The sequence below is a fragment of the Streptomyces sp. NPDC002787 genome, assembly GCF_053592095.1.
Genome location: NZ_JBSFVC010000061.1, coordinates 1 through 22990, shown reverse-complemented (window position 1 = coordinate 22990; position 22990 = coordinate 1). Strand labels below are relative to the sequence as shown.

22 protein-coding genes are annotated in these 22990 nt (G+C 71.4%); 12 read left to right on the top strand and 10 right to left on the bottom strand.

Features of this window, described 5'->3' with window-relative positions; all coding sequences use genetic code 11:
• Positions 1-146 precede the first annotated feature (146 nt).
• Positions 147-1031: a LysR family transcriptional regulator gene (locus ACWD26_RS42555; protein WP_451278896.1), complete on the top strand. Its 885-nt coding sequence runs from the start codon at positions 147-149 to the stop codon at positions 1029-1031.
• A 141-nt stretch (positions 1032-1172) separates the two neighbouring features.
• Here ACWD26_RS42555 and ACWD26_RS42550 read toward each other — a convergent pair whose 3' ends face one another.
• From ACWD26_RS42550 to ACWD26_RS42540, 3 genes are all read right to left on the bottom strand, one after another.
• Positions 1173-3317, bottom strand: coding sequence for a putative bifunctional diguanylate cyclase/phosphodiesterase (locus ACWD26_RS42550; RefSeq protein WP_451278894.1), 2145 nt, complete (start codon positions 3315-3317; stop codon positions 1173-1175).
• A complete protein-coding gene (locus tag ACWD26_RS42545; protein ID WP_451278892.1) occupies positions 3314-4126 on the bottom strand; it encodes an SAM-dependent methyltransferase in 813 nt (270 codons plus the stop codon). The genes ACWD26_RS42550 and ACWD26_RS42545 overlap by 4 nt, the downstream gene beginning before the upstream one ends.
• A 302-nt stretch (positions 4127-4428) precedes the next feature.
• Positions 4429-5445: an SCO0930 family lipoprotein gene (locus tag ACWD26_RS42540; RefSeq protein WP_451278891.1), complete on the bottom strand. Its 1017-nt coding sequence runs from the start codon at positions 5443-5445 to the stop codon at positions 4429-4431.
• Between the two features lie 273 nt (positions 5446-5718).
• Here ACWD26_RS42540 and ACWD26_RS42535 point away from each other — a divergent pair, with 273 nt between their 5' ends.
• The 3 genes from ACWD26_RS42535 to ACWD26_RS42525 all read left to right on the top strand — a co-directional run bounded on the left by ACWD26_RS42535 (position 5719) and on the right by ACWD26_RS42525 (position 7877).
• Positions 5719-6363, top strand: a complete 645-nt coding sequence (locus ACWD26_RS42535) for a hypothetical protein (RefSeq protein ID WP_451278889.1) — start codon at positions 5719-5721, stop codon at positions 6361-6363.
• A gap of 16 nt (positions 6364-6379) precedes the next feature.
• Entirely contained in the window at positions 6380-7144 is a 765-nt protein-coding gene (locus tag ACWD26_RS42530; protein ID WP_451278888.1) for a bestrophin-like domain, read from the top strand.
• 223 nt (positions 7145-7367) lie between these two features.
• Entirely contained in the window at positions 7368-7877 is a 510-nt protein-coding gene (locus ACWD26_RS42525) for a hypothetical protein (RefSeq protein WP_451278886.1), read from the top strand.
• 149 nt (positions 7878-8026) lie between these two features.
• On the opposite strand, the gene ACWD26_RS42520 is transcribed toward ACWD26_RS42525, so the two are convergent.
• Positions 8027-8518, bottom strand: coding sequence for a hypothetical protein (locus ACWD26_RS42520; RefSeq protein WP_451278884.1), 492 nt, complete (start codon positions 8516-8518; stop codon positions 8027-8029).
• A 334-nt stretch (positions 8519-8852) separates the two neighbouring features.
• Between ACWD26_RS42520 and ACWD26_RS42515 the strand changes: the two genes are divergently transcribed.
• Complete coding sequence (locus ACWD26_RS42515; RefSeq protein WP_451278882.1) at positions 8853-9524, top strand: class F sortase; 672 nt, start codon at positions 8853-8855, stop codon at positions 9522-9524.
• 66 nt (positions 9525-9590) lie between these two features.
• Here ACWD26_RS42515 and ACWD26_RS42510 read toward each other — a convergent pair whose 3' ends face one another.
• Positions 9591-10451, bottom strand: coding sequence for a polysaccharide deacetylase family protein (locus ACWD26_RS42510; RefSeq protein WP_451278880.1), 861 nt, complete (start codon positions 10449-10451; stop codon positions 9591-9593).
• A gap of 166 nt (positions 10452-10617) precedes the next feature.
• On the opposite strand from ACWD26_RS42510, the gene ACWD26_RS42505 reads away from it, so the two are divergent.
• The 4 genes from ACWD26_RS42505 (at position 10618) to ACWD26_RS42490 (ending at position 13354) form a co-directional block, all read left to right on the top strand.
• The gene (locus ACWD26_RS42505) at positions 10618-11079 is read left to right on the top strand and encodes a universal stress protein (protein WP_451278878.1); all 462 of its coding nucleotides are present in this window, start codon (positions 10618-10620) and stop codon (positions 11077-11079) included.
• A 192-nt stretch (positions 11080-11271) separates the two neighbouring features.
• A complete protein-coding gene (locus ACWD26_RS42500; protein WP_451278877.1) occupies positions 11272-11817 on the top strand; it encodes a sigma-70 family RNA polymerase sigma factor in 546 nt (181 codons plus the stop codon).
• Between the two features lie 155 nt (positions 11818-11972).
• The gene (locus ACWD26_RS42495; protein WP_451278875.1) at positions 11973-12488 is read left to right on the top strand and encodes a hypothetical protein; all 516 of its coding nucleotides are present in this window, start codon (positions 11973-11975) and stop codon (positions 12486-12488) included.
• A gap of 206 nt (positions 12489-12694) precedes the next feature.
• Complete coding sequence (locus ACWD26_RS42490; RefSeq protein WP_451278873.1) at positions 12695-13354, top strand: hypothetical protein; 660 nt, start codon at positions 12695-12697, stop codon at positions 13352-13354.
• Positions 13355-13446: 92 nt separating this feature from the next.
• Here ACWD26_RS42490 and ACWD26_RS42485 read toward each other — a convergent pair whose 3' ends face one another.
• Positions 13447-14316 (bottom strand): Fpg/Nei family DNA glycosylase, encoded by an 870-nt coding sequence (locus ACWD26_RS42485; RefSeq protein WP_451278871.1) that lies wholly within the window; start codon positions 14314-14316, stop codon positions 13447-13449.
• 156 nt (positions 14317-14472) lie between these two features.
• Positions 14473-16560 carry a SpoIIE family protein phosphatase gene (locus ACWD26_RS42480; protein WP_451278869.1) on the bottom strand — a complete coding sequence of 696 codons (2088 nt, stop codon included), beginning with the start codon at positions 16558-16560 and terminating at the stop codon, positions 14473-14475.
• 76 nt (positions 16561-16636) lie between these two features.
• On the opposite strand from ACWD26_RS42480, the gene ACWD26_RS42475 reads away from it, so the two are divergent.
• Complete coding sequence (locus ACWD26_RS42475; RefSeq protein WP_451278867.1) at positions 16637-18061, top strand: lipase maturation factor family protein; 1425 nt, start codon at positions 16637-16639, stop codon at positions 18059-18061.
• 153 nt (positions 18062-18214) lie between these two features.
• Positions 18215-19564: an amidase gene (locus tag ACWD26_RS42470; protein WP_451278865.1), complete on the top strand. Its 1350-nt coding sequence runs from the start codon at positions 18215-18217 to the stop codon at positions 19562-19564.
• A 33-nt stretch (positions 19565-19597) separates the two neighbouring features.
• Here the strand turns inward: ACWD26_RS42470 and ACWD26_RS42465 are convergent, their stop codons facing one another.
• Together ACWD26_RS42465 and ACWD26_RS42460 are read right to left on the bottom strand one after the other, a co-directional pair.
• Positions 19598-20080: an N-acetyltransferase family protein gene (locus tag ACWD26_RS42465; RefSeq protein ID WP_451278863.1), complete on the bottom strand. Its 483-nt coding sequence runs from the start codon at positions 20078-20080 to the stop codon at positions 19598-19600.
• Between the two features lie 51 nt (positions 20081-20131).
• Positions 20132-20305, bottom strand: coding sequence for a hypothetical protein (locus ACWD26_RS42460; protein ID WP_451278861.1), 174 nt, complete (start codon positions 20303-20305; stop codon positions 20132-20134).
• A 494-nt stretch (positions 20306-20799) separates the two neighbouring features.
• Here ACWD26_RS42460 and ACWD26_RS42455 point away from each other — a divergent pair, with 494 nt between their 5' ends.
• Positions 20800-21297: a hypothetical protein gene (locus ACWD26_RS42455; RefSeq protein WP_451278859.1), complete on the top strand. Its 498-nt coding sequence runs from the start codon at positions 20800-20802 to the stop codon at positions 21295-21297.
• Here the strand turns inward: ACWD26_RS42455 and ACWD26_RS42450 are convergent.
• Positions 21276-22769 carry an SDR family NAD(P)-dependent oxidoreductase gene (locus ACWD26_RS42450; RefSeq protein ID WP_451278858.1) on the bottom strand — a complete coding sequence of 498 codons (1494 nt, stop codon included), beginning with the start codon at positions 22767-22769 and terminating at the stop codon, positions 21276-21278. The two genes, ACWD26_RS42455 and ACWD26_RS42450, sit on opposite strands and share 22 nt — an antisense overlap.
• Between the last annotated feature and the right edge of the window lie 221 nt (positions 22770-22990).

Sequence of the window (22990 nt, the reverse complement as noted above, 5' to 3'; positions counted from 1 at the left end):
GACGGTTTTCGTTCCGACCGTTCCGCCCGTTCCGTCCGCGTTGCCAGAGCCATGCCCATGACGCTAGGGCCGCGTCACCCCATCGGTCCAAGACATGAAACAGCTCGATTCGATAGTCGAAAACTATCGTCCCGTATCGTGGAGGGATGCAGTTCCAGCAGCTCCAGTACTTCGTGGCGGTCGCCGAGACCCGGCATTTCACCCGGGCCGCCGAGCTGGTCCATGTGGCGCAGCCGTCGCTCTCGCAGCAGATCAAGGCGCTGGAACGGGAGTTGGGGGCGGATCTCTTCCAGCGGGCGCGCGGCAACATCACCCTGACGGATGCCGGTGAGGCGCTGCTGCCGCTGGCCCGTCGCATCCTCGCCGACACGGACACCGCCCGGTACGAGGTGCAGGAGCTGGTGCAGTTGCGCCGGGGCCGGGTCCGGCTCGGTGCGACGCCGAGCCTGTGCACCGGCCTGCTCCCCGACGTGCTGCGCGCGTTCCACGACCGCTATCCCGGCATCCGGCTGCTGATCGAGGAGGGCGGCTCGCACGACCTCGTACGACAGCTGGCGCGCGGCGCCCTCGACCTGGCCCTGGTCGTCCTCCCGCTCCCCGCCGCCTCCCCCGCCCTGACCACGGTGGAGCTGCTGCGCGAGGACCTGGTCGTGGTCTCCTCCCCGGACGCGCCGAGGCCCGGCAACGGCCGCCGTACCGTCCGTGTCCCCGATCTTGAGGGCGAACGCCTGGTGATGTTCCGCCACGGCTACGACCTGCGCGAACTCACCGTCGCCGCGTGCCGCTCCGCGGGGTTCGAGCCGGACTTCGCGGTCGAGGGCGGGGAGATGGACGCGGTCCTGGGTTTCGTCCGGGCGGGCCTCGGGGTGGCCGTCGTCCCGCGTATGGTCGCCACGCGCTCCGGGCGGGGCCTGCGGGTCACCCCGCTGGCCCGGCCCGGGCTCCACCGCACCATCGCCCTGGCGCACCGCAGCGATGTGGCTCCGCCTCGGGCCGCGCGGGAGTTGCAGCGGATGCTGGTGGAGCGGTGAGCGGGTGCGGTCGTGCCCGGTCTCGCCATGGGTGGTGAGCGCCGCTCGGGTCCGCGGGTGCGCTGTGGCTGGTCGCGCAGTTCCCCGCGCCCCTGAAGGCGCTGCGCGCCCCCAAGAAGAACCCGGCGGCTGAAAGGCCCCCTATCCCGTCGCGTCCACCAACGCCAGTTCGTGCAGGCGCTCCGGCGGGCCCGGGCGGGCGTAGTACCAGCCCTGGGCCGTGTCGCAGCCGAGTATCCGCAACTGCTCGGCCTGGGCTCCGGTTTCGACGCCCTCGACGGTGACCGCGAGGTCGAGGCTGTGGGCGAGGGAGACGATCCCCTCGACGATCTTCAGGTCGACGGGGTCGGCCGGGAACTGCTGCATGCTCTGGGTGAAGGACCGGTCCAACTTCAGGACGCGGACCGGCAGTCGGCGCAGATTGGCGAGGTTGGAGTACCCCGTGCCGAAGTCGTCGAGGGCGATGTCGACGCCCATCTCGGAGAGCCTGCGCAGCGGTTTGAGCAGGTCGTCGTCGGCGCCGATCAGGGCGGACTCGGTGACCTCCAGGCAGAGGGCGTCGGGGTCGAGGCCCGCGCGCTCCAGGATGTCGACGGTGTCCTGGACCAGCCCCGGGTGGGTCAACTGGCACGGGGACAGGTTGACGTTGACGCGCAGCGGGCCGGTCGCTCCCGTGCCGCCGTGCCGTTCCTGCCACTCCCGGGCCTGGCGTACCGACTGCTCCAGGACCCAGCGGCCGAGCGGCACGATCAGTCCGGTGCGCTCGGCGAGCGGGATGAACCGGTCGGGCCCGAGGACGCCGTGCTGCGGGTGCAGCCAGCGGACCAGGGCCTCGGCGCCGCGCACGGTGCCGTCGCCGAGGTGGACCAGCGGCTGGTACTCGATGAAGAACTCGCCCCGGTCCAGGGCGGCGGGCAGCGCGGTGGTGAGGCCGTGCCGGGTGATGGCGCGGGCGTCGGCCTCCGCGTCGGCCATCTCGTAGCGGTTGCCGCCGGCCGACTTGGCGCGGTACATCGTGATGTCGGCGCTGCGCAGCACCTCCGCCGGGCCGCGCTCCCCCGCCGGGCCCTCGACGATGCCGATGCTGCCGCGGACCAGCAGCTCCCGGCCGTCGATGCGGACCGGGGTGACCAGCGCGTTCATGATGCGGTCGGCGAGTTCGTCGACCTCGCGTTCGGTGTCGGTGCCGGTGGTCAGCGCGACGAACTCGTCACCGCCGAGCCGGGCGACCATCTCGCCGGGCGCGGTCGCGCAGGACTGCAGCCGGTCGGCGACCTCGACGAGCAGCCGGTCGCCGGCGGCGTGCCCGAGGCTGTCGTTGATGGTCTTGAAGCCGTCGAGGTCGAGGTAGCACAGGCCGAAGCGCTGACCGTCGCCCGCCGCGAGGGCCTTCTCCAGGCGCTCGAAGAACAGGGTGCGGTTGGGCAGTCCGGTGAGCGCGTCGTGGGTGGCCTCGTAGCGGAGGCGGAGGTTGAGCAGACGGCGTTCGGTGGTGTCCTCCATCAGGGCCAGTTGGTACTGGGGCCGCCCGTCCGCGTCCCGGAGGAGAGACACCGTCAGGTTGGTCCACAGGACCGTGCCGTCAGGTCGGGAGAACGCCTTCTCGGTGTGGTAGTGCTCGCGCTCACCGCGTACCAGCTCGTCGTAGAGGCGCCAGACCTGGGGGGCGTCGTCGGGGTGCGTCCACTCGGTGACGCTGCGCCCGCGCATCGTCTGCTCGGTGACGCCGAACATGCGCAGCAGGGCGCCGTTGACCTGGAGGATGTTGCCTTCGAGGTCGGCGATGCCGATACCTATGGCGGCGCCCTCGAACACCGCGCGGAAGCGGGCCTCGGTCGCGTGCAGCGCCCGGGCGACCGCGCCCTGGGCCTCCAGCGCCGCGCGGGCGATCGCCTCCTGCTCGGCCAGCGTCCGCTGCCGCAGCGCCTCGGCGTATCCGGCGGCCATCGCGGACTGCAGCCGCGCGGAGCGGGCCCGCAGATCCTCCTGCGGGCCGTCGCCGCCGCAGTAGAGCACCAGATAGGCATCGACGCAGTCCAGAGTCCGGCCGAGCGTCTCGGGCTCGGTGCAGTGCGCCTCGACGAGGGCGGCGCCGACCGCCTTGCCCTCCTCGGCGTCGTACGTCCTGGCGCGCAGCGCCTCGCTCAGCCTGCGGGCCAGCGGCAGGAGTTGTTCCTCGAACTCGGGCCGGGTCAGCGACGTGGAGGTGGCGGGGAAGACCGCCCGGCTCCAGATCGTCGCGAACCGGCGGAGTCTGTCCTCCGGCCCGTCCGGCTCCGCCCTCACGCTTTGGTCCCCACGCCCGCGAAGCCCGAGAAGGCGTACGGGTCCTCGTCCTCCGGAGCCGTGTCGGGCCGCCACTTCGCCATCGGCACCAGTCCGGGTTCCACCATGTCGTACCCCTCGAAGAACCGCGCGATCTCGTCGCGCGAGCGCATGATCAGCGGATTGCGGATGTCCTTGTACACGTCCACCGCGCCCTCGGCCCGCTCCTGGGGAAGCGGGATCCCTTCGAAGGAGGCGTGCGAGACGACGAGTACGCTGCCGGGCGCGAGCGCGTCACGCAGCTCGGCCACCGCTCCGTACGGGTCGTCCGTGTCCTCCACGAAGTGCAGTATGGCAACCAGGAGCAGGGCCACTGGCCGGTTCAGGTCGATCAGTCGCTCAACACGGGGGCTCGTGAGGATGTCCCGGGGCTTGCGGAGGTCGGCCGCGACCACGTCCGCGTTGTCGTCGCCCTCCAAAACCGCCTGGCTGTGTGCTACGGCGACCGGGTCGTGGTCGACGTAGACGACCCGCGCGCCGGGCCTGGCCTCCTGGGCGACCTCGTGCACGTTTCCGAAGGTGGGAATCCCGGATCCGATGTCCAGGAACTGGGTGATACCCGAGCCGGCCGCGTACCGCACGGCGCGGCGCATGAACGCGCGGTTCGCCTGCATGATCTTGGGCAGGCCCGGCATGAACTCCATGGCCCTGCGGGCCGCTTCCCGGTCGACCTCGAAGTTGTGCGAACCGCCCAGGTAGTAGTCGTACATGCGGGCCACGGACGGCATCGAGATGTCGATGCTCCATGGGGCCCAGGCGGGACGCTCCATCTGTGTCTCCAACGCGTCGGGGGTGGCGTAGGCGATCCGGTGTTCGAGCTGAGGCTACTGATCGTCCGCCGACGGAGCGAGTAAAAACGGAAATTGACCGTCCGTTCAAGGTCGCTGCCGATGGCACATGCCCAACGACCCTCCCGACCATGCCTCTTCGGTGCCCGACCTTGCCCGAGACCCGCCAACGCCACGCCCGGGCACGCCTGTTCGGCCGTGCCCGGGCATGCCAAGCGGTCCGCCCCCTCCGTGCGGTGCGGAGGGGGCGGACCTGGATCGGCCGCGCTGATGCGGTGTGATCCTTACTTCTGCGCGCCGATCGGCTCTCCGTCGCCGTTGATGGCGAACCAGGTGCCGCCCACACCCTGGCCGTTGGTGTCACCCGGGGCCTTGTCGTTGGCGAAGGTGTAGAGCGGGATGCAGTTGATGGTCTGCTGCTTGATGCCGTCGGGACGGTCGAAGACCGTGTAGCCCTTCAGCAGGATGCCCTCGGTGTCGTTCTTGTCGACCGGGGCGACGGCGGGCCACTTGTCGAGGCAGTCGCCGGTGCACTTGGTCGACATCGGCCACTGGGTGTCCTTGAGGAACCGGTAGACCGTCATGCCGTTCTTGTCGACGACGATCTCGCCGAGCTTGGGGTCCTTGCGGGTGGTCAGGCCGGACTGCTCGACCGCCTCGCCGCCGGCGTCGCCCGCGGCACCGGTGCCACCGGTGCCACCGCCCTTGGTGGAGGCCTTCTTGCCCTTGGGGTCCGAGGCGAACCAGGTGCCCTTGAGGCCCTGGCCCTTGATGTCACCGGCCTTGGTGTCCTTGGCGAAGTAGTACATGGGCCAGCCGCCGACCGTCAGCTGCTTGGTGCCGTCGGGGCGGGTGACCTCACCGAGCAGTGCCTTGTCGACACCCTCGGCTGCGGTGGCGCCCGAGGCCGGCACCGGCGGCCAGGTGGTGGCGCACTCGCCCTCACAGGTCGTCTTCGGCGGCTCGAACGAGTCCTTGTCGAAGCGGTACAGGGTGCGACCGGCGCTGTCCGTGAGGACCTTGCCGTACTCGTCGCTGTTCCACACCGTCAGCTGGCCCGCGGAGGCCGCCGTGGTGGACTGGGCCTGGTCCGACGTGCCCGAGCCCGCCGCACCGGCCGTGCCCGCGCCGGCCGTGCCCGTACCGGTGCCGGCGATGGTTCCGGTGCCCAGCGTCGGGGTGGAAGCGGCGCCCACGTTCTGCGAGGACGTGGACCCCTGTTCCTGACCGCACGCCGTCGTCAGCGCCAGCACAGCCGCAGCTGAGGCTACGAGTGAGGCGCTCCGCCAGGAGGTCTTCATTCCAACTCCCCGTGTTCCGGTGGGTGTTCGCAGCGCCCTACTGCGCCGCTTGCTGGTCCTAGGTACGCGTGGGAGTGGCCGATGTGTTCAACGCTGCACGAATTTCTTTCCGAAGTCTGTGACGAGATGCGCGGCGCGGTCCGCCCGCGTGCCGAAAGAGGGGTCAGCGCCGGGCACCCCCGGTCAAACCTTCAGGGCCCGTTTTTCGCTCCTTTGGAGCAATCTGTGAGGGCTCCCGCGTACGCGGGCGCACGAGCACGGATGATCTCCGACGTGCAAGGACCCCAGCGGACCCGATCCGCTCTCGCCCTGCGGCTTTCGGCCCTGCTCGCACTCACCTGGCTCCTCACCGGAAGCCCGAGCGGCACGGCGGTCGCCGACGCCTGCGCGTACGCCTCCGTCGGCCCGGACAGCGGCGGCGCGGTCGCGGTGGCGATCGGGGGCACCGACTCCTGCGAGCCGGTACCGGCGACCACACCGTCGCCGACTCCCCCGCCCCCACCGTCGCCGTCCCCCTCGCCCGCACCGACCCCGTCGTGTCCCCCGGAGCCGACACCCACCCCGACTCCCCCACCGCGGCCGAAGCCGCCGCCACCCACGCCCACGCCCACCCCCGACCCCGCGCCTACGCCCGCTCCGACGCCGAAGCCCACCCCGCCGCCGAGGTCCGCTCCACCGCCTCCGCCCCCGCCGCCGGTCACCGAGGCGCCCCGGCCCGTCCCCGCCCCGCCTCCCCCGCCGAAGCCGAAGCCCGCGCCGAGCCCACGTCCGGAGGCCTCACCGACCCCGGTGAGCTATCCGCCGTACCGGGTCCCGGCCCGCTCGCAGACCAAGCGCTCCGGCCCGTCCCTCGTCTCGCTCGCCCTGCTCGTCACCGTGCCCGCGGTGTTCGCCGCCGCCGCCCTGCGTCCGCGCTGACCCCTGGAGGAACCTCTTGTCGGAATGGCTTGTTCTCACCCTCGCGATGGGGGCGGCCTGTGTCGTCGTCCTGATCGTGGCCGTAGTGCGGCATCACGCCGCGCCGGCGGACGAGGACCCGTCCGAGACCCCGGACGTCATCGAGTACATCACCATGATGATCGGCGTGGTCTACGCCATCGTGCTGGGTCTGGCCATCGCCGGCGTCTGGGAGGCCCGCAGCGCCGCCCAGGACCAGGTCCAGACGGAGGCGCAGGCCCTGCACGAGATCAGTGAGCGGGTGCGGGTGTACCCCGAGGACGTGCGCGACCGTATCCGCGAGGACATCGACGCGTACGTCGGCCACGTCGTGACGACGGAGTGGAAGGTCATGTCGGAGAAGGGCGAGGTGACCGAGCGCGGCACGGAGCTGCTCGACACCGTCCGCGCGGACGTCACCGACTACGAGCCGGCGAGCGACTTCGAGGCGCAGGCCTACCAGCCGCTGCTCGACCAGATGGCCACGGCCGACGCGGCGCGCAACGCCCGCGCCGACTCCACCGGCGAGACGATGCCCGGCGTGGTGTGGTTCGGCCTGATCACCGGCGCCGTGGTGACGGTCGGCATGGTGTTCGCCCTGCAGATCCGGCGTACGCCGCGCGAGCTGATCCTCGCCGGTCTGTTCTCCGCCCTCATCGCGTTCCTGCTGTTCCTCGTCTGGGACTTCGACGCGCCCTACAGCCGGGGTCTCTCGGCCACGGCGGATCCGTTCCTGAGCCTGTTCCCCAACGCGGGCGGGTGAGACAGCCCTCAAGCCCGGTTCACGGCCGGCGGACGAGCACCACGCCACGCCCGTCCCCCGGCCGTACGCGTTCCGGCCCCCGTACGGAGCAACGCTTGACCCGTTCGCGCGACCGCGATCGCGCCACCGGGCGTGTCTTCCTAGCGTTTCCGTCATCGAGGTGCATCTCACGCGCAGGCGGAAACGGTCCGCGGCAGGCTCCTCGGAGACCGGAGGCTCATCCATGCGCGCGATACGCGTCGCTTCGGCCGCCCTGCTGGGCGTGACCGCCTTCTCCCTCAACGCTCCGGCCGCGCACGCGGCACGGGCCGACGAGATCACGACGTTCGGCTTCAGCGTCTCTCTCGCGACGGTCGCCGCCGGCGGGCAGGTGGCCCTGCGCGTCGACGGCTGCTACCACAGGGCGACCGTCTCCTCGGGCGTCTTCGACACCGTCTCCATCCCCCAGGGGCGGTCGTCGGCCACGGCGACCGTCGACCGGGACGCCAAACCCGGTGCGGTGTACGAGGTGACGTTCCAGTGCGGCGACGAGAGCGGCCGGACGGACCTCACCATCGCCACCGGCCATCCGACCAACCCTCCCGCGCGGGGCTCCCACGCCGGGGCCGGCGGCACCGTCGCTGGCTTCGACCTCCGGGAGCTCGGCCTGGGCGCCGTGCTCGTCGCGGGATCGCTGGGCGCGGCATGGCACTGGTCGCGCCGCCGCACCGAGGAGGACGGCGGCGCCTCCTGACCGCCGCTCGTCTGACCGCCGCTCGTCTGACCGCCGCTCGTCGTCGTACCGCCGACAGCCCTTCGCCCCGGACCCTCTCGGGTTCCGGCGAAGGGCTGTGCCGCGTACGGTCTCCGTGCCGCGAGATCCGTGCTCCGACGGGGGGAGCCTCAGATCTTGTTCTCGGAGCGGCGGCGCATCCAGAACACACCACCGCCGACGACCGCCGCCGTCACCAGTCCGCCGCCGATGGCGATGTCGGTCGTCGTGGCCCCGCTGGAGCTGCTGCCGCCGAGCCCGCCGCGCACGCCGCCGAGGACGGTGAAGACACTGTTGAACGTCTTGCGCTTGCCCTCGCAGTGGGTGGTGACGCTGTGCGAGCCGGGGCTCGCGTTGGAGTTGACCCGCACCCTGGCCGTGGCGGTCGTGCCGCCCATGGAGGTCAGGTTGGTGGTGGGGAAGGCGTTGGAGCTGATCGTGCTGCCGGTCATCGTGCACGCGTCACCGCCTCTGACGGTGAGGACGAGCTGCCCGCCACCGGCGAGGACGTTGGGGGTGGCCGTGACCGAGCTCGGTTGTTCCCAGGCGGTGGCCGTCGGCGCGGCGACGCCGACCAGGGCGACCGCGGCGGCCGAGACCGCCAGGGCACGAGTAGTACGCATGTGATCCTCCGCGGAAGACGCCCCGGGTCCCGTCCCCGGTCGATCGGCGAGAAAGCGCCTCCCAGAAAGACCCTCAGTTGCCGCGCTCGGGGCCGCATTTCGGCGATGGTCCGTCCCGGTGAGCGGACACGCCGTGATATCTCCGCATGATCGGATATCGCCGCAGGTCACGGACGGCCGGAAAATTTCCTGTGTACGGCAACTCGGATGGCGCACAACTCCGCTTCCCCGCCACCCGTTCGTACCTGCCCCTGTCGCCGTCGACGTGCGGCGCGCCTACGGTTTCCGTATGCGCGACGGACGCGGCGACGGCCGTGTCGAGAGGGGATGGCGAATGTCTTCGTCCTGGCCGGCCGAGGCCGAATGGGAGGAACGGCGGAAGAAGCGCGCTCCGTGGGGCGTGATAGCGCTTGTTCTGCTGACCGGTCTCGCTCTCATTCGCAATGGTTCGGGAGAATTCGACGAGGGTCCCCCGCAGCCCGCGTCGGCGGCGGCGGCCGACACCCGCAGCACGCCCCGCAGCAGTTTCGCCAGAGTCCCCGACCCCCTGTCGTACGCCATGGTCGACCGGGTGCGGATCCCCTCGATCCGGGTCGACGCGCCGGCCGTGCCCGTCGGGCTGGACCCGGAGGGCTGGGTGGACGCGCCGCCGGCCCAGGACTCGAACCTGGCGGGCTGGTTCACCGGCGCGGTCTCCCCCGGCGAGAAGGGCACGGCCGTCGTCGTCGGCCATGTCGACAACGACCGGGGGCCCGCGGTGTTCTACGGACTCGGGGCGCTGAAGAAGGGCAGCAAGGTCGAGATCCGGCGCGCGGACCGCAGGACCGCCGTGTTCGAGACCTACGGCATCGAGGTCTTCGAGAAGAACAACTTCCCGGGCGACCGTGTCTACGGGAACAGCGGAGTTCCCGAATTGCGGGTCATCACCTGCGGGGGCGGTTTCTCCAAGCAGAACGGCTACGACGGGAACGTCGTCGTGTTCGCCCGCCTGGTCGAGGTTCGCTGAGCGTTTCCCCGGCCGGGCGGGCGAGAGCCCTCCCGAATTCCCGCGCCGTGCGTGAGAATTCCCCCGCTACGCGTATTTCCGCTGGGGCACGGTGATGCGATAGCCGGAGGCCAGCAGAGCGGGCAGATAGTCGCGCAGCGCCGCCACGCTCTGCGAGCGGTCGCCGCCCGCGTCGTGGGAGAGCACGACGACACCGGGGGCCGCGCCCCGCTCCACACGTTCGGCGACGGTGTGGGCGCCGGGCGTCCGCCAGTCGAGGGTGTCCAGGGTCCAGCCCAGCGGCTCCATGCCGAGTTCGGCGCCGAAGTGGAAGGCGGCCCGGTTCCAGGCGCCGTACGGGGCGCGGAACCACAGCGGCGGTTCGCCGTACGCCTTCTCGATGATCTCGCTGGTGCGGGCCATCTCCCGGTGGATCCTGGACCGGGAGAGGGTGGTGAGCAGCGGATGGGACCAGGTGTGGTTGCCGACCACATGGCCGTCGTCGGCCATCTCCCGCAGCAGGTCCTCGTGTTGGACCGCCATCTCGCCGCAGACGAAGAACATCGCCCGGACGTCGTGGGCGCGAAGGGTGCGCAGGATGTCCGGGGTGAAGCGCGGGTCGGGGCCGTCGTCGAAGGTCAGCACCATGCTCCGGCCGCGCCCGTCCACCTTCAGGAACGGCTCGCGCCGGACGGCGGCAGGGACGAGGGTGCGGCGCCGGACGGGTGGGGGGCCGTACCCGGCGATGGGCCGCAGACGGTAGGCCGAGGGCGTGAGCGCCCGGTGGGTCCCCGGACCGGCGGCCGGAGCGACGGCACGGGCAGGAGCCGGGCCGGAGGCTCCGTCGCCGACGAGCAGAGCGGCGCTGCCCGCGGCCCAGGCCGCGCCCAGCAGGGCGGTGCCGCCGGTCAACAGGCGGCGTCGCGTGAGCATCTGATCCTTCGTCATGACTCATCAGTCGACCAAGGCGGGGACGGCGCACCACCGCGACACCGGTGCGGCGGCACGAAAACACCCGATGGGAGTATTTTTCCGCTGCCCGGATGACCGCAGGCGAGCGCAGCCGACCGCCCGGCGCACGCCGGAGACCGGGTGCTCGGATAGCCTCGCGACCGTGACCGATCAGCAAGCACAGCGGTTCGAGCGGGGCACCGACGGGCCCAAGATCATTCTCGTCGGCCTGGACGGCTCGGACACCTCCCTGCGCGCCGTGGCGTACGCGGCCGGCCTCGCCCGGCGCCAGCACGCGCTGCTCGCCATCGTGTACGTGCAGCCGATGCTGGCGGCCAGTGCGGCGCTCGGAGTGCCGGTGGCCGGGACGACCGAGGAGATCGCCGAGCATCTGGTCGCGGAGATCCGGGAGGCCGCCGAGCAGGTGAAGGGCATCTTCGAGGTGCGCTGGGAGTTCCACACCTTCCGCGGCGACCCGTACGGCGGCCTGGTGACGGCGGCGGACCAGCTGAAGGCGGACGCGGTCGTCGTGGGCGCCTCCCAGCAGGCCGGTCACCGCATCGTCGGCTCGGTGGCACTCCGCCTGGTGAAGGCGGGCCGCTGGCCGGTGACGGTGGTGCCCTAGCCCGGGCCCAGCAGCAGGTACCCCCGACGTCGGCCGGCACGTCGTGGCCGACAGCCCGGACGGAGGGAGCGAGCCCGGGGTACCGACAGGCGGCGACCGTTCGTCGCACCGTTCGCCGACAGGTTCGACCGCCCGCCGCACACCCGTGACCGGCCCCTGTCCCCGCGAAGCGCCTCGCGTTCCCATACGGCCATGACGGCCGGAACCACGATCACCAGAGGGACGACCGCCGAACACGAGCTGGCCGAACTCCAGCGCGAACACGGCCGCCCCCTCTTCGCCCTGCTGCTGCGGCTCTCCGACGGGGACCGCCATCGCGCCGAGGATCTGGTGCAGGAGACCTTCGTGCGCGCCTGGCAACACCCCGAGGCGCTGCGCGCCGACGACTTCGACTCCGTACGCCCCTGGCTGCTCACCGTCGGGCGGCGGCTCGCCATAGACGCGCGGCGGGCCCGGCAGGCGCGCCCCGCCGAGGTGGGGGACGCGGTGCTGGAGAACGCGCGTGTGATGGCGGATCACGCCGAACGGTCGGTGGCGACCCTCGATGTGCGGGAAGCTGTGAAGACACTCACTCCCGAGCACCGCGAAGTACTGGTGCAGGTGTATTTCCAGGGGGCGAGTGTGGCGGAAGCCGCCGAAGCCCTCGGAATCCCGCCCGGTACGGTGAAGTCCCGCGCGTACTACGCGCTGCGCGCCCTGCGCCGGGTGCTTCCGGGATACGCGGCCGACCTGCGGTGAAACCCATGGCCGAGTCAAACCTCCGTAAAGCGCCTTGCTGAGGACCATGGTTGAGCAATCAGCTGTCTTCATCCGTGTTCCGGATGAGGGCCCGGGGCCTGGCCCCCAGGCCCCTGGTCGGGCGACGCGCACGCACCGGAGGAAGGCAGGAAGGGATGCTGCACAGAGGTCAAGAGAGCACGGACGGCGCCGGCGGCGGCGAACTGGCCGTCCCGATGGCGTGGTTCTACGCCGAGTACATCGCCGAGGAGTTGCTGCGGACGGGCGACCTGATGCCGCCGACCTCCTTCGAGTTCCGTGCGGGGCGGGATGCCCTGGCGCTGACCATCTTCCTCTCCGACGCGGGCGGTGAGCTCTCCGGCATCCGGGTCGTCACCCAGCTGGAGACCTGGCTGTCGCTGACGGCGTACGACCAGCCGTGGCAGGACTGGGTGTGCGAGCGGATGGCGCATCTGACCGCCGAGGCGCTGGAGTCGGGCGGCCCGTCCCCGGACCTGGAGCTGGCGGCCGCGGCCTGGCGCTGGCTGGAGGAGACCGAGTTGCTCGCACCCGACCTGGACGCGGTGCCGGGCGGGGGCGCGATCCTCGGTGAGGACGACGGCCCAAAGGTTTGGACCGCGGCCTGGCGGCTCGGTCTGCCCCTCGGGCATCTGGCCATCCATCTCTTCTAGCCCCGGCGACCCGGTGTTCAGGCGGCGGCCATCCGCCTGTCCCGGCCTTGGTGAACCATTTTTTTCGGTTCCGGACCAATCCGCGCGGCGGAGGGCTCCGAATCTTTTGGTTGGCATTGGTCGTGGGCTTGAGTGATTCGCCGGTCTGGTCCGTACCGGTGGGGGCAGGAAGCAACCCCCACCGCACACCGGCCCGAGGAATTGCCATGTGGTCCCAGGATCGTCATCACGACGTCGGCGCGTACGCGCTGGGCGTGCTGGACGAGGTGGATTCGTTCCACTTCGAGGACCATGTCCGCGGCTGCCCCCAGTGCGCGGTACAGGTCACCGAGTTCCGCCCAGCGGCCCGGCAGCTGATGCTGTACCGCAACGCGACACCGCGCGCCGTGCACCCCTTCGCGGCGCCCGGCCCCCGGCTGCTGGGCCGGCTCCTCGACGAGGTCGCCGCCCGGCACCGGGCGAAGCGCAGGCGCTGGCTGTTCGCGCTGGCCGCCTCCGTCGTCATCGCCGTGGGCGGCCCCGCCGTGGCCGTTCTCGCAGGTCCGGGCAAGGCCCCGGACACCGTCGCCGCCACCGACGCCAAGACGGGCGTGTGGGCCGAGGTCAAGGCCGAGGACCGGGTCTGGGGCGCCGACATCGAACTGAAGGTCAAGGAGGCGAACGGCGCGCACGCCTGCCGGCTCGTCGTGATCGGCAAGGACGGCTCCGAGGAGACGGCCGCCAACTGGAAGTCCCCCGAGGGCGCCGACAAGGCCTCCGAGATGATGGGCGGCACCGCGATGCAGCGCGAGGACATCGACCACTTCGAGGTGCGCAGCCAGGAGGGCGAGCTGCTGGTGGTCATCGAGGCTCCGGCCTGGCGCTGAGGTCCCGGTCGGCACTCGATCGGCCCGCGCCATTGGTCCGTACCTTCAATGGTTGCGGATCATGGACTTTCCGCCCTCACGGCCTCGGAGCGCTACTTGAGCAACCGTGACAGCCGTCGGTCGGCGAGCGGTTTGCCGCCCGTCTGACAGGTCGGGCAGTACTGCAGCGAGGAGTCGCTGAAGGAGACCTCGCGGACGGTGTCACCGCACACCGGGCAGGGCTCCCCGGTCCGGCCGTGGACCCGCAGGCCGCTCTTCTTCTCCGCCTTCAGCCTCCCGGCCGCCAGCCCCCGGGAGCGCTCGACGGCCTCGGTGAGCGTGGTGCGCAGCGCCTCGTGCAGGTGCCGGACCTCCTCCGGCTTCAGCGACGAGGCGAGCTTGAAGGGCGACATCTTCGCGGCGTGCAGGATCTCGTCGCTGTACGCGTTCCCGATCCCGGCGATCAAGCCTTGATCCCGCAGCGCGCCCTTGATCTGCCGCCGCTCACCCGCGAGCAGCCCGGCGAAGCGGGAGACGTCGAAGTCGTCGGCGAGGGGGTCCGGACCGAGCCGGGCGACGCCTGGGACGTCCGCCGGGTCCCGTACGACGTACACCGCCAGCCGCTTCTGTGTACCGGCCTCGGTGAGGTCGAAGCCCTCGCCGGTCTCCAGGGCGACGCGCAGCGCGAGCGGGCTCTTGCCGCCGGATTTCGGCGGACCGTCCGGCAGCCGGTCCTTCCACTGCAGCCATCCGGCCCGCGCCAGATGGGTCACGAGGTGCAGCTCGCCCCCGTCCGCCTCGACGTCGAGGAACTTCCCGTGCCGCCGTACGCCGGTGACCTCCCGGCCCTCGAAGGCGCTCAGAGGCGGGTCGTACGTCTTCAGCACGCTGATGGCCACGGGCAGCACGCGGGCGACCTCATGACCGACGAGCCTGTCGACCAGGAAGTCCCGGAGAGCCTCCACTTCGGGCAATTCGGGCATACGTCCAGGGTGCCATGAGGTACGTCGCCGGGTGCGGGTGAGTGGGGGCTGCGGGCCTGAAAAGCACGGGGCGCAGCCCCTGCTTTTCAGGGGCGCGGGGAACTGCGCGAGAAGCCAGGCCGGACCCGCAGCCGCCAGCGCACAGGCACCCCCGAGCTATGAGGCGCCCGGCATCACGAACTCGCACCACACGCACTTCCCTCCGCCCCGCGCCTCCACCCCCCACACATCCGTCAGGCGGTCGACGAGCAGCAGCCCCCGCCCCGACACCCCCGACTCCCCCGCCTCCCGCCGGCGGGGCAACGCGCTGGAGGAGTCCTCGACCTCCACCCGCAGCCGCCTGTCGGACCCGGCCAGGGCCCGCAGCGTCACGATCGCGGAGCCCTCCGTGTGCATGAGCGCGTTGGTGATCAGTTCGTCGGCGACCAGCTCGATCTCGTCGGCCCGCTCGCGCGCACCCCAGGTGCGGACCGCCGCGCCGATCATGTGCCGGGCCTCGATGAGCGCCTCCGGATCGCCGGGCCCGACGTGCTGCCGGAGGCGTCCGCCGGGCTGCTGGGCGCTGCGGCTGCGGCGCCGCAGCAGGAGGAGGGCCGCGTCGTCGTCGCCGCCCCTCTCCTCCGCCACGTCGATGAGCCGGTCGGCGAGGTCGTCGACGTCGTCGGGCCCGGTGGCGATCAGGGCCTTCAGGGTGCGCATGCCGTCGTCGAGGTCGGCGCCGGGCTGTTCGATGAGGCCGTCGGTGCAGAGCATCAGCGTCTGTCCGGGGTCCATCTCGATCGCGGTCACCGGGTACTCCAGGCCGCCGAACTCGGCGGACAGCCCGAGCGGCAGGCCTCCTTCCACGGTGACCCGCCGGCATGTGCCGTCGGTGAGCCGGAGCAGGGGGTCGATGTGCCCGGCCCGGACGACCTGGACCACACCGGTGGCCAGGTCGGCCTCCGCGTACAGGCAGGTCGCGAAGCGGTCGGTGTCGAGTTCGTGGAGGAAGGCGGAGGCGCGGGCCATGACGGTGGCGGGGGTGTGGCCCTCGGTGGCGTAGGCCTTCAGGACGATGCGGAGCTGGCCCATGACGGCCGCCGCGTGCGTGTCGTGGCCCTGGACGTCGCCGATGACCGCGCCGACCCGGCCGCCGGGCAGCGGGATGAGGTCGTACCAGTCGCCGCCGATGTCCCGGCCGAGCGAGCCCCCGATCGAGGCGGCCCGGTAGCGGACGGCGATGTCGGCGCCGGGGACGCTGGGGATGGACCGGGGCAGCATCGCCTGCTGGAGGCCCTCGGCGAGGTCCTTCTCCTGCTCGTAGAACATGGCCCGCTGCAGGCTCTGGGCGATGCTGCTGCCGAGCGCGATGAGGACGTCGCGTTCCTCGGAGGTGAAGCCGCGCCGGTCGTTGTAGAGGAGTCCCATGGCGCCGATGGGCCGGGCCTGCACGATCAGCGGCAGATAGGCGGCCGAGGTGATCTTGAGGTCGGTGATGTGCGGCCACAGCAGCGGATAGGACTCGGCGAACTCCTCCGGCGACTCGATGAAGTGCGGGACGAGGTGGCGTACGACCTCGTTCATCGGGTACTTCACGTCGAGGCGGGTGATCCGGGTGCCGGGCACGTAGCTGTCCTCGGGGCCGGCGGCGACCATCCGTACGCGTCCGGCCTCGAGCAGGCCCATGACCAGGCTGGTCGCGCCGAGGTGGGTGAGTCCGTCGGTGTCCTCCAGGACGTCGATGACGTCCTGGACGGTCCGGGCGTGGGCCAGGGCGGCCGTGATGACCTGGACGACGTTGGTCTGCCGGCGGCGGGCCTCGTCGTGCTCGGCCCGCTCGGTGCGGGAGCGGATCTCGTTCAGTTCGCGGGTGGCGTCGCGGACGATGCCGATGACGCGGTACGGGCGGCCCGACTCGTCGCGGCGGATGTAGCCCTGGGTGTGGGTCCAGCGGAGGGTTCCGTCGCGCAGCCGGATGCGGAAGTAGGCGCCGTAGTTCTCGCTGCCGTCCTTCAGGGCCTGCGAGACGAGGGTGTCGAGTCTGCGGCCCTCCATCGGGGGGACCCGCATCGACAGCGTCTCCGGTCTGCCGTCGTACTCGTCCGGGCGCACGTCGAAGATCTCGTGTGCGGTGGCGTCCATGTGGAACATGCCGGCGTCGAGGTCCCAGTCGAAGGTGCCCATGAGGTTGAGCGCCAGCACCGGGTCCGGGTGGGCGAGCCAGTCGTCCGGGACGTCCGAGTCGCTCGCTCCCCGATCAACCATGGGGCCACTTTGCCAGCAATTGCCTGATTATTCGAGTGGAGTGAACCTCATCGATCCGCTCACTATGGTCAGTACTGTGGAGTGGTTCACCGCGTCCGACTACTGGCTGAGCCGGCTGCTCTTCCAGCGGGCTCTGGCCGTCGTCTACCTGGTCGCGTTTCTGGGGGCGGCCCTGCAGTTCCGCGCGCTGATCGGTGAGCGCGGCATGCTCCCGGTGCCCCGGTTCGTGGAGCGGGTGCCGTTCCGGCACGCGCCCAGTGTGTTCCACCGCCACTACTCGGACCGTTTCTTCGCGGCATGGGCCTGGACGGGCTGCGCGGTGTCGGTGGCGCTGATCGCGGGTCTGGACTCACTGGTGCCGCTCTGGGCCGGCATGCTGATGTGGCTCGTGCCGTGGGCGATGTACCTGTCGATCGTGAACGTCGGCCAGACCTGGTACTCCTTCGGCTGGGAGTCGCTGCTGCTGGAGGTCGGTTTCCTGGCCGTCTTCCTCGGCAACGACGAGGTGGCGCCGCCGATCGTCGTGCTGTTCCTGCTGCGCTGGGTGCTGTTCCGGGTCGAGTTCGGCGCCGGGCTGATCAAGCTGCGCGGCGACGCGTGCTGGCGGAAACTGACCTGCCTCGACTTCCACCACGAGACCCAGCCGATGCCGGGCCCGCTCAGCTGGTTCTTCCACCATCTCCCGAAGCCGTTCCACCGGGTCGAGGTGGCCGCCAACCACGTCACCCAGCTCGTGGTCCCGTTCCTGCTCTTCGCCCCGCAGCCGATCGCGACGGCCGCCGCCTCGCTGATGATCCTGACCCAGCTGTGGCTGGTCCTGTCGGGCAACTTCTCCTGGCTGAACTGGATCACGATCGTGCTGGCCCTGTCCGCGGTCGACTTCGGCACGACCGCACCCGACACCACCGACGCGCCTCTCTGGTACACGGTCGTCGTGCTCGCCTTCGCCGCGCTGGTCCTCGGGCTCAGCTACCACCCGATCCGCAACATGATCTCCCGCCGCCAGGTCATGAACCGCTCCTTCGACCCGCTCCACCTGGTCAACACCTACGGGGCGTTCGGCAGCGTCAGCCGGGTGCGGTACGAGGTGGTGGTCGAGGGGACGGCGGACGACGCGCCACGCGAGGACTCCGCGTGGCGGGAGTACGAGTTCAAGGGCAAGCCGGGCGACCCGAGGCGCTGGCCGCGCCAGTTCGCCCCGTACCATCTGCGGCTCGACTGGCTGATGTGGTTCGCCGCGCTCTCCCCCGCGTACGCCGGTTCCTGGTTCGGGGCCATGTTGGAGCGCCTCCTGGAGAACGACCGCGACACCCTCCGGCTGCTGCGCCGCTCCCCCTTCCCCGCCGACGCCCCGCCCCGGTTCGTCCGCGCCCGTCTCTTCCGCTACCGCTACACGACCTGGCGCGAGCTGCGGGAGACGGGGGCGTGCTGGGAGCGGACGTACGTGCGGGAGTTCATGCCGCCGACGCGGTTGGCCACGTCGCCCGCGCAGAAGTCGTAGCGCGCCCACGCGCCCCCGCGGACTTCTTCACGGCGGACTCTCGACGCGGGGCCGTCCCACAGGGCACAGTGCTCCCGTACTCGATCACTACTCACGGGTACGCCCCTCTGTCGCGTACGACACCGACGCGCACGACACCGCCAGGGAGCGCCCGTGACCAGCTGGGCCGGCCGGACCGCCACCGAGATCGCCGCCGCCGTGCGGGAGAAGCGGGTCACGCCGCGTGAGGTGGTGGCGGAGCATCTGGCGCGGATCGAGGCGCTGGACGGGCGGGTCGGGGCGTTCCGCACGGTCCGGGCGGAAGCGGCTCTGGCGGAGGCCGACGAGGTGGCCGACCGGGCCGACCTGACCGAACTCCCCCTGGCGGGCGTGCCGGTGGCGGTCAAGGACAACCTCGCCGTACGGGGCGAGTCCAACCGGAACGGGTCCGCCGCGACACCGGACACGGCCGCCGAGGCCGACCATGTGACCGTGGCCCGGCTGCGGGCGGCGGGCGCGGTGGTCGTGGGGCTCACGAACGTGCCCGAGCTGTGCGTCTTCGGCACCACGGACGGGGTGCACGGCACCGCCCGCAACCCGTGGGACACCTCGCGCACCACCGGCGGCTCGTCGGGCGGCAGCGCCGCCGCGGTCGCCGCCGGGCTCGTGCCGCTGGCCCTCGGCAACGACGGCATGGGCTCGCTGCGGATACCGGCCGCCAACTGCGGGGTGCTCGGCCTCAAGCCGGGCTTCGGTGTCGTCCCGGCGGACATCGGGCACGGCGACTGGTTCGGCATGTCCGAGAACGGCCCGCTCGCGACGACCGTCGAGGACGCCCGGCTGATGTTCCGCATACTGGCCGGAACGCCCACCGGGCGGCCGTCCGGGACCGCCCCGCGCTCGCCGCGCATCGCCCTGTCCGTGCGCAGCCCTCTGATCGGCGTGACCGTCACCCGCCCGTACGCCGATGCCGCGCGCCGGGCGGCCGAGTCGCTGGCCGGGGCCGGGCTGAAGGTCCGGTCGGCGAATCCCTCGTATCCCGTCTGGCTGGGCACGACCTCCTTGGCGCACTGGACGGCGGGCACGGCGGTGGACGCCGAGGGCCTCGATCCGAAGCTGCTCACCCGGCGCACGCGGGTGCACGCGGCCGTGGGGCGGCGCTTCGTGAAGGGGGTGCGCGCAGGTGACCGCCGGGAGCGGTTGCGCCGGCGCCTGGAGCCGTTCTTCGCCGAGCACGACGTGCTGCTCACCCCGGCGCTCGCCCGGCGCGGGCCCGCCGCCGCGAACTGGCACGAACGGGGGTGGCTGCGCAATCTGCTGGTCAACACCAACTACTCGCCGCTGACCCCGCCGTGGAACCTCACGGGCTGGCCGGCGATGTCGGTGCCGTTCGGCACCCTGCCGTCGGGTGCGCCCTGTGCGGTGCAGTTGGTGGGTCGACCGGGCTCGGAGCTCGAACTCCTGGAGGTGGCGGGCCGGTTGGAGGAGCTGAACCCGTGGCGTCGGACGGCCCCGCTCGACTAGCCGCGTCCGGCCCGCCACGCTCAACGCGTCGCGTCAGAGCGCCTTGTACATGAGGTGCAGCCCCACCCGGCCGTCCTTCGGGTGCTCGAAGGCGTCCGGGACGGTGCCGAGGACGGTGAAGCCGAGGGAGGTCCACAATCGTACGGCGGGGTTGGTCTCGACGACGGCGTTGAACACCATGCCCCGGTAACCGTGGGCCTTGGCCTCGGCGAGGACGTGTTCGGCGAGGGCGCGGCCGATGCCCCGGCCCCCGTGATCGGGGTCGACCATGAAGCCCGCGTTGGCGATGTGGGCCGCGGGGCCACCGTAGTTGGGGGTGAGATAGGCGGAGCCGACGACCGCTCCGTCGGCGTCCACGGCGACGTACACGCGCTTGGCGGGGGCCATCCACAGGGCGCGGGCGGCTTCCTCGGCGGTGTCCGGGTCCCAGGTGTAGGTCTTACCGGCGGCCACGACGCGGTGCCAGAACGGCCAGATGCCGGGCCAGTCGTCGGCGGTGGCTTCTCTGATCTGCATGGGCGTGAGTCTGGCACGCCCATGCAGTCGGCGATCGCGAAGGTCCTGCCGTCAGTCCACGCTGGGCAGGATGTGGGGCTCGGCGAGGTCGTCCTCGTAGCCCGCCAGTCGGATCGGAGCGGACCTGGCCCACACGTCCAGGCTGCCGAGCTCCTTCTTCGACCGGCCACCGCCCTCGGTGCGTTCCTTGGGGCGTTGATCGCGATTCGTCTTCTCTGGTGTCACCGCGCACTCCTTATGTGTCGGGTCACCCTCGGGACATCGGCCCAGCCTGCCGCTGTGCGCCTGACGTCCGCTCGGGTCTGAGTCGATGTCAGTTCGGACGCGGTGGCGCCGTATTGCCTGGAGACGAGAGCAGGCCGTGGTGACCGGCTTGTCCCGGGACGGACCGTGGGTGTGGGTGGGACCCATATAAGGCTGTCCGTCCGGTACAGAGTAACCAAATGAGCGGGTGGCCGCTCGATGGGGCTGAAAACAAGAGGTAACTGTCTTGAGTCGTTCCGCATCCAGCAGGCCTTACCCTAGGGCAATTTGACCCTTTTGTTCGGTTTCTCATCACCCGTTCGGCTCAGCACTCGAACCCCGCACCGCCCGACGACCCATCGGATCGCTGCGCTCGGCACGTAGTTCAGGTCCTGTTGGCCGAACCGCAAGCCGACCATGATCTGCTCATGTGTCGCAACGGCATTTCTCGCGGGCGGACTCGGGAGGAACGACGCATGGAACTGCGCAGCGTCGAGGAGCTGATGGACCTGCTGCACGCCTGCCGGGGCGGCAGGGGCGCACCGGACCGCCGCCGGGGCACCCCGGTCGATCCGCACGAGCACGCGCTGCAGACCGCCGCGCTGCTCCGCCGAGGGCGGCCGGCCGACAAGGAACTCCAGGTGGCCGGTCTGGTGCACGCCCTGGGGCATCTGCTCCGTCCGGGTGACGACACCAGCCACGCCGACCTGGCCGCCGACGCGGTACGCCCGCTGTTCGGCGAGCGGGTCGCCCGTCTCGTACGGCTGCACACCCTCGGCCCGGACGATCTCGTACGACTGCACGCGGGAGGCTGGGCGGACGCCACGCTCGTCGAGGACGTGCTGACCCTGCGGCACGCGGACGAGGCGAGCTGGACCCCCGGCGTGGACGCCGGGGTCCTGGAGGACTGGCGGACGGTGCTGGAGCTGGTGTCGGACCGGGCGAGGGCCTCTCACCACTTGCCGGGCGCGTAGTCCTTCAGGAAGACGCCGTACAGGTCCTCGCCCTGCTCCCCGAGCACTACCGGGTCGTAGACGCGGGCCGCGCCGTCGACCAGGTCGAGCGGGGCGTGGAAGCCCTCGTCGGCGAGGCGCAGCTTGTCGAAGTGGGGGCGCTCGTCGGTGATCCAGCCCGTGTCGACGGAGGTCATGAGAATGCCGTCGGTCTGGAACATCTCCTGGGCGCTGGTCCGCGTGACCATGTTCATCGCGGCCTTGGCGGCGTTCGTGTTCGGGTGGCCGGCGCCCTTGTAGCCGCGGCCGAAGACGCCCTCCATCGCCGAGACATTGACGACGTACGCGCGTCCGCTCGTCGCCTTCCTGGCGGCGTCGGCCATGACCGGGCGGAGCTTGCTGATCAGGATGAACGGGGCCGTGTAGTTGCACAGCTGGGTCTCGAGCAGCTCCACCGGGGAGATCTGCTCGATGGTCTGCACCCAGGTGTTGGAGTCGACGACGTCGGGGACGAGTCCGCCCGCGTCGATGGCCGTGCCGTCGAGGTGCCGGGCCACGCTGGCGTTGCCCGCGACCAGGGCGAGGTCGGCGACCTGCTGTGCGTCGAGGCCGCTGATGCCCACGGGGAGGGCGGCCAGCCCGTCGACCGCGCCGGAGTTGAAGGCGCCGATGACGTGGTGCGCGGGGAGCTCACCGGCGGGCAGCGGGGCGCTCTCGCCCTCGACCAGGGCGGCGTAGGCGGAGGGCAGGCGGCGCACGGTCTGCGTCGCGTTGTTGATGAGGATGTCGAGCGGGCCCGCCTCGGCGATCTGGTCGGCGAGGGTGACGGCCTGCGCCGGGTCGCGCAGGTCGATGCCGACGACCTCCAGGCGGTGCATCCAGTCCGCCGAGTCGTCCATCGCCTTGAAGCGGCGGATGGCGTCCTTCGGGAAGCGCGTGGTGATCGTCGTGTGCGCGCCGTCGCGCAGCAGCCGCAGGGCGATGTACATACCGATCTTGGCGCGGCCGCCGGTGAGCAGGGCGCGCTTGCCGGTGAGGTCGGCGCGGGCGTCGCGCTTGCCCCGGTTCAGGCGGGCGCAGTCGGGACAGAGCTGGTGGTAGAAGTAGTCGACTTCGACGTACCGGGTCTTGCAGGTGTAGCAGGAGCGCGGGCGCTGGAGTATCCCCGCGATCTTCCCCTCCTCGGTGACGGAGGACGGGAGGATGCCTTCGGTCTCGTCGTCGATGCGCTGGGCGGAGCCGGTCGCCGTGGCCTCCGTGACCGCCTTGTCGTGCGCGGTCTTGGCGGCGCGGCGCTCCTGGCGGCGGCGCTGCTTCACCGTGCGGTAGATCGCGGCCGTCGCCCGGCGCACCGCGATCGCGTCGGGGTGGTCGACCTCCAGCTTGTCGAGCTCCTCCAGCACGCTCAGACACACGGCGAGCCGCTCGGGGTCGATGCCCGGGCCGTACGCGACCTCGTCCGTGGTCGCCGGGCCGTCCTCTGTCACCGTCATCGCGCTGCCGTTTCCCTGATCACCCGCGGCGCGTCGGCCGCATCCGCTGTCGAACGCGGAAGTCTACGGAGCGACGGCCCCGCTCACCAAAAACGAGTTCTCGCCCCCGCCGCCCCTACCCGTCCCATCCCATCCCAGGGGCTGCGCCCCTTCGACCCCCAGCCGCGGGTCCGGTGGGGTTTCTCGCGCAGTTCCCCGCGCCCCTGAAAAGGGGCGCGGGG

Excerpts from the sequence above, each read along its gene's own strand:
- ACWD26_RS42510 (WP_451278880.1), bottom strand. The coding sequence starts at position 10,451 with ATGACGAAGGATCAGATGCTCACGCGACGCCGCCTGTTGACCGGCGGC.
- ACWD26_RS42500 (WP_451278877.1), top strand. The coding sequence starts at position 11,272 with ATGACGGCCGGAACCACGATCACCAGAGGGACGACCGCCGAACACGAG.
- ACWD26_RS42540 (WP_451278891.1), bottom strand. The coding sequence starts at position 5,445 with ATGAAGACCTCCTGGCGGAGCGCCTCACTCGTAGCCTCAGCTGCGGCT.
- ACWD26_RS42545 (WP_451278892.1), bottom strand. The coding sequence starts at position 4,126 with ATGGAGCGTCCCGCCTGGGCCCCATGGAGCATCGACATCTCGATGCCG.
- ACWD26_RS42465 (WP_451278863.1), bottom strand. The coding sequence starts at position 20,080 with ATGCAGATCAGAGAAGCCACCGCCGACGACTGGCCCGGCATCTGGCCG.
- ACWD26_RS42455 (WP_451278859.1), top strand. The coding sequence starts at position 20,800 with ATGGAACTGCGCAGCGTCGAGGAGCTGATGGACCTGCTGCACGCCTGC.
- ACWD26_RS42490 (WP_451278873.1), top strand. The coding sequence starts at position 12,695 with ATGTGGTCCCAGGATCGTCATCACGACGTCGGCGCGTACGCGCTGGGC.
- ACWD26_RS42520 (WP_451278884.1), bottom strand. The coding sequence starts at position 8,518 with ATGCGTACTACTCGTGCCCTGGCGGTCTCGGCCGCCGCGGTCGCCCTG.
- ACWD26_RS42525 (WP_451278886.1), top strand. The coding sequence starts at position 7,368 with ATGCGCGCGATACGCGTCGCTTCGGCCGCCCTGCTGGGCGTGACCGCC.
- ACWD26_RS42480 (WP_451278869.1), bottom strand. The coding sequence starts at position 16,560 with ATGGTTGATCGGGGAGCGAGCGACTCGGACGTCCCGGACGACTGGCTC.
- ACWD26_RS42450 (WP_451278858.1), bottom strand. The coding sequence starts at position 22,769 with ATGACGGTGACAGAGGACGGCCCGGCGACCACGGACGAGGTCGCGTAC.
- ACWD26_RS42495 (WP_451278875.1), top strand. The coding sequence starts at position 11,973 with ATGCTGCACAGAGGTCAAGAGAGCACGGACGGCGCCGGCGGCGGCGAA.
- ACWD26_RS42555 (WP_451278896.1), top strand. The coding sequence starts at position 147 with ATGCAGTTCCAGCAGCTCCAGTACTTCGTGGCGGTCGCCGAGACCCGG.
- ACWD26_RS42485 (WP_451278871.1), bottom strand. The coding sequence starts at position 14,316 with ATGCCCGAATTGCCCGAAGTGGAGGCTCTCCGGGACTTCCTGGTCGAC.
- ACWD26_RS42515 (WP_451278882.1), top strand. The coding sequence starts at position 8,853 with ATGTCTTCGTCCTGGCCGGCCGAGGCCGAATGGGAGGAACGGCGGAAG.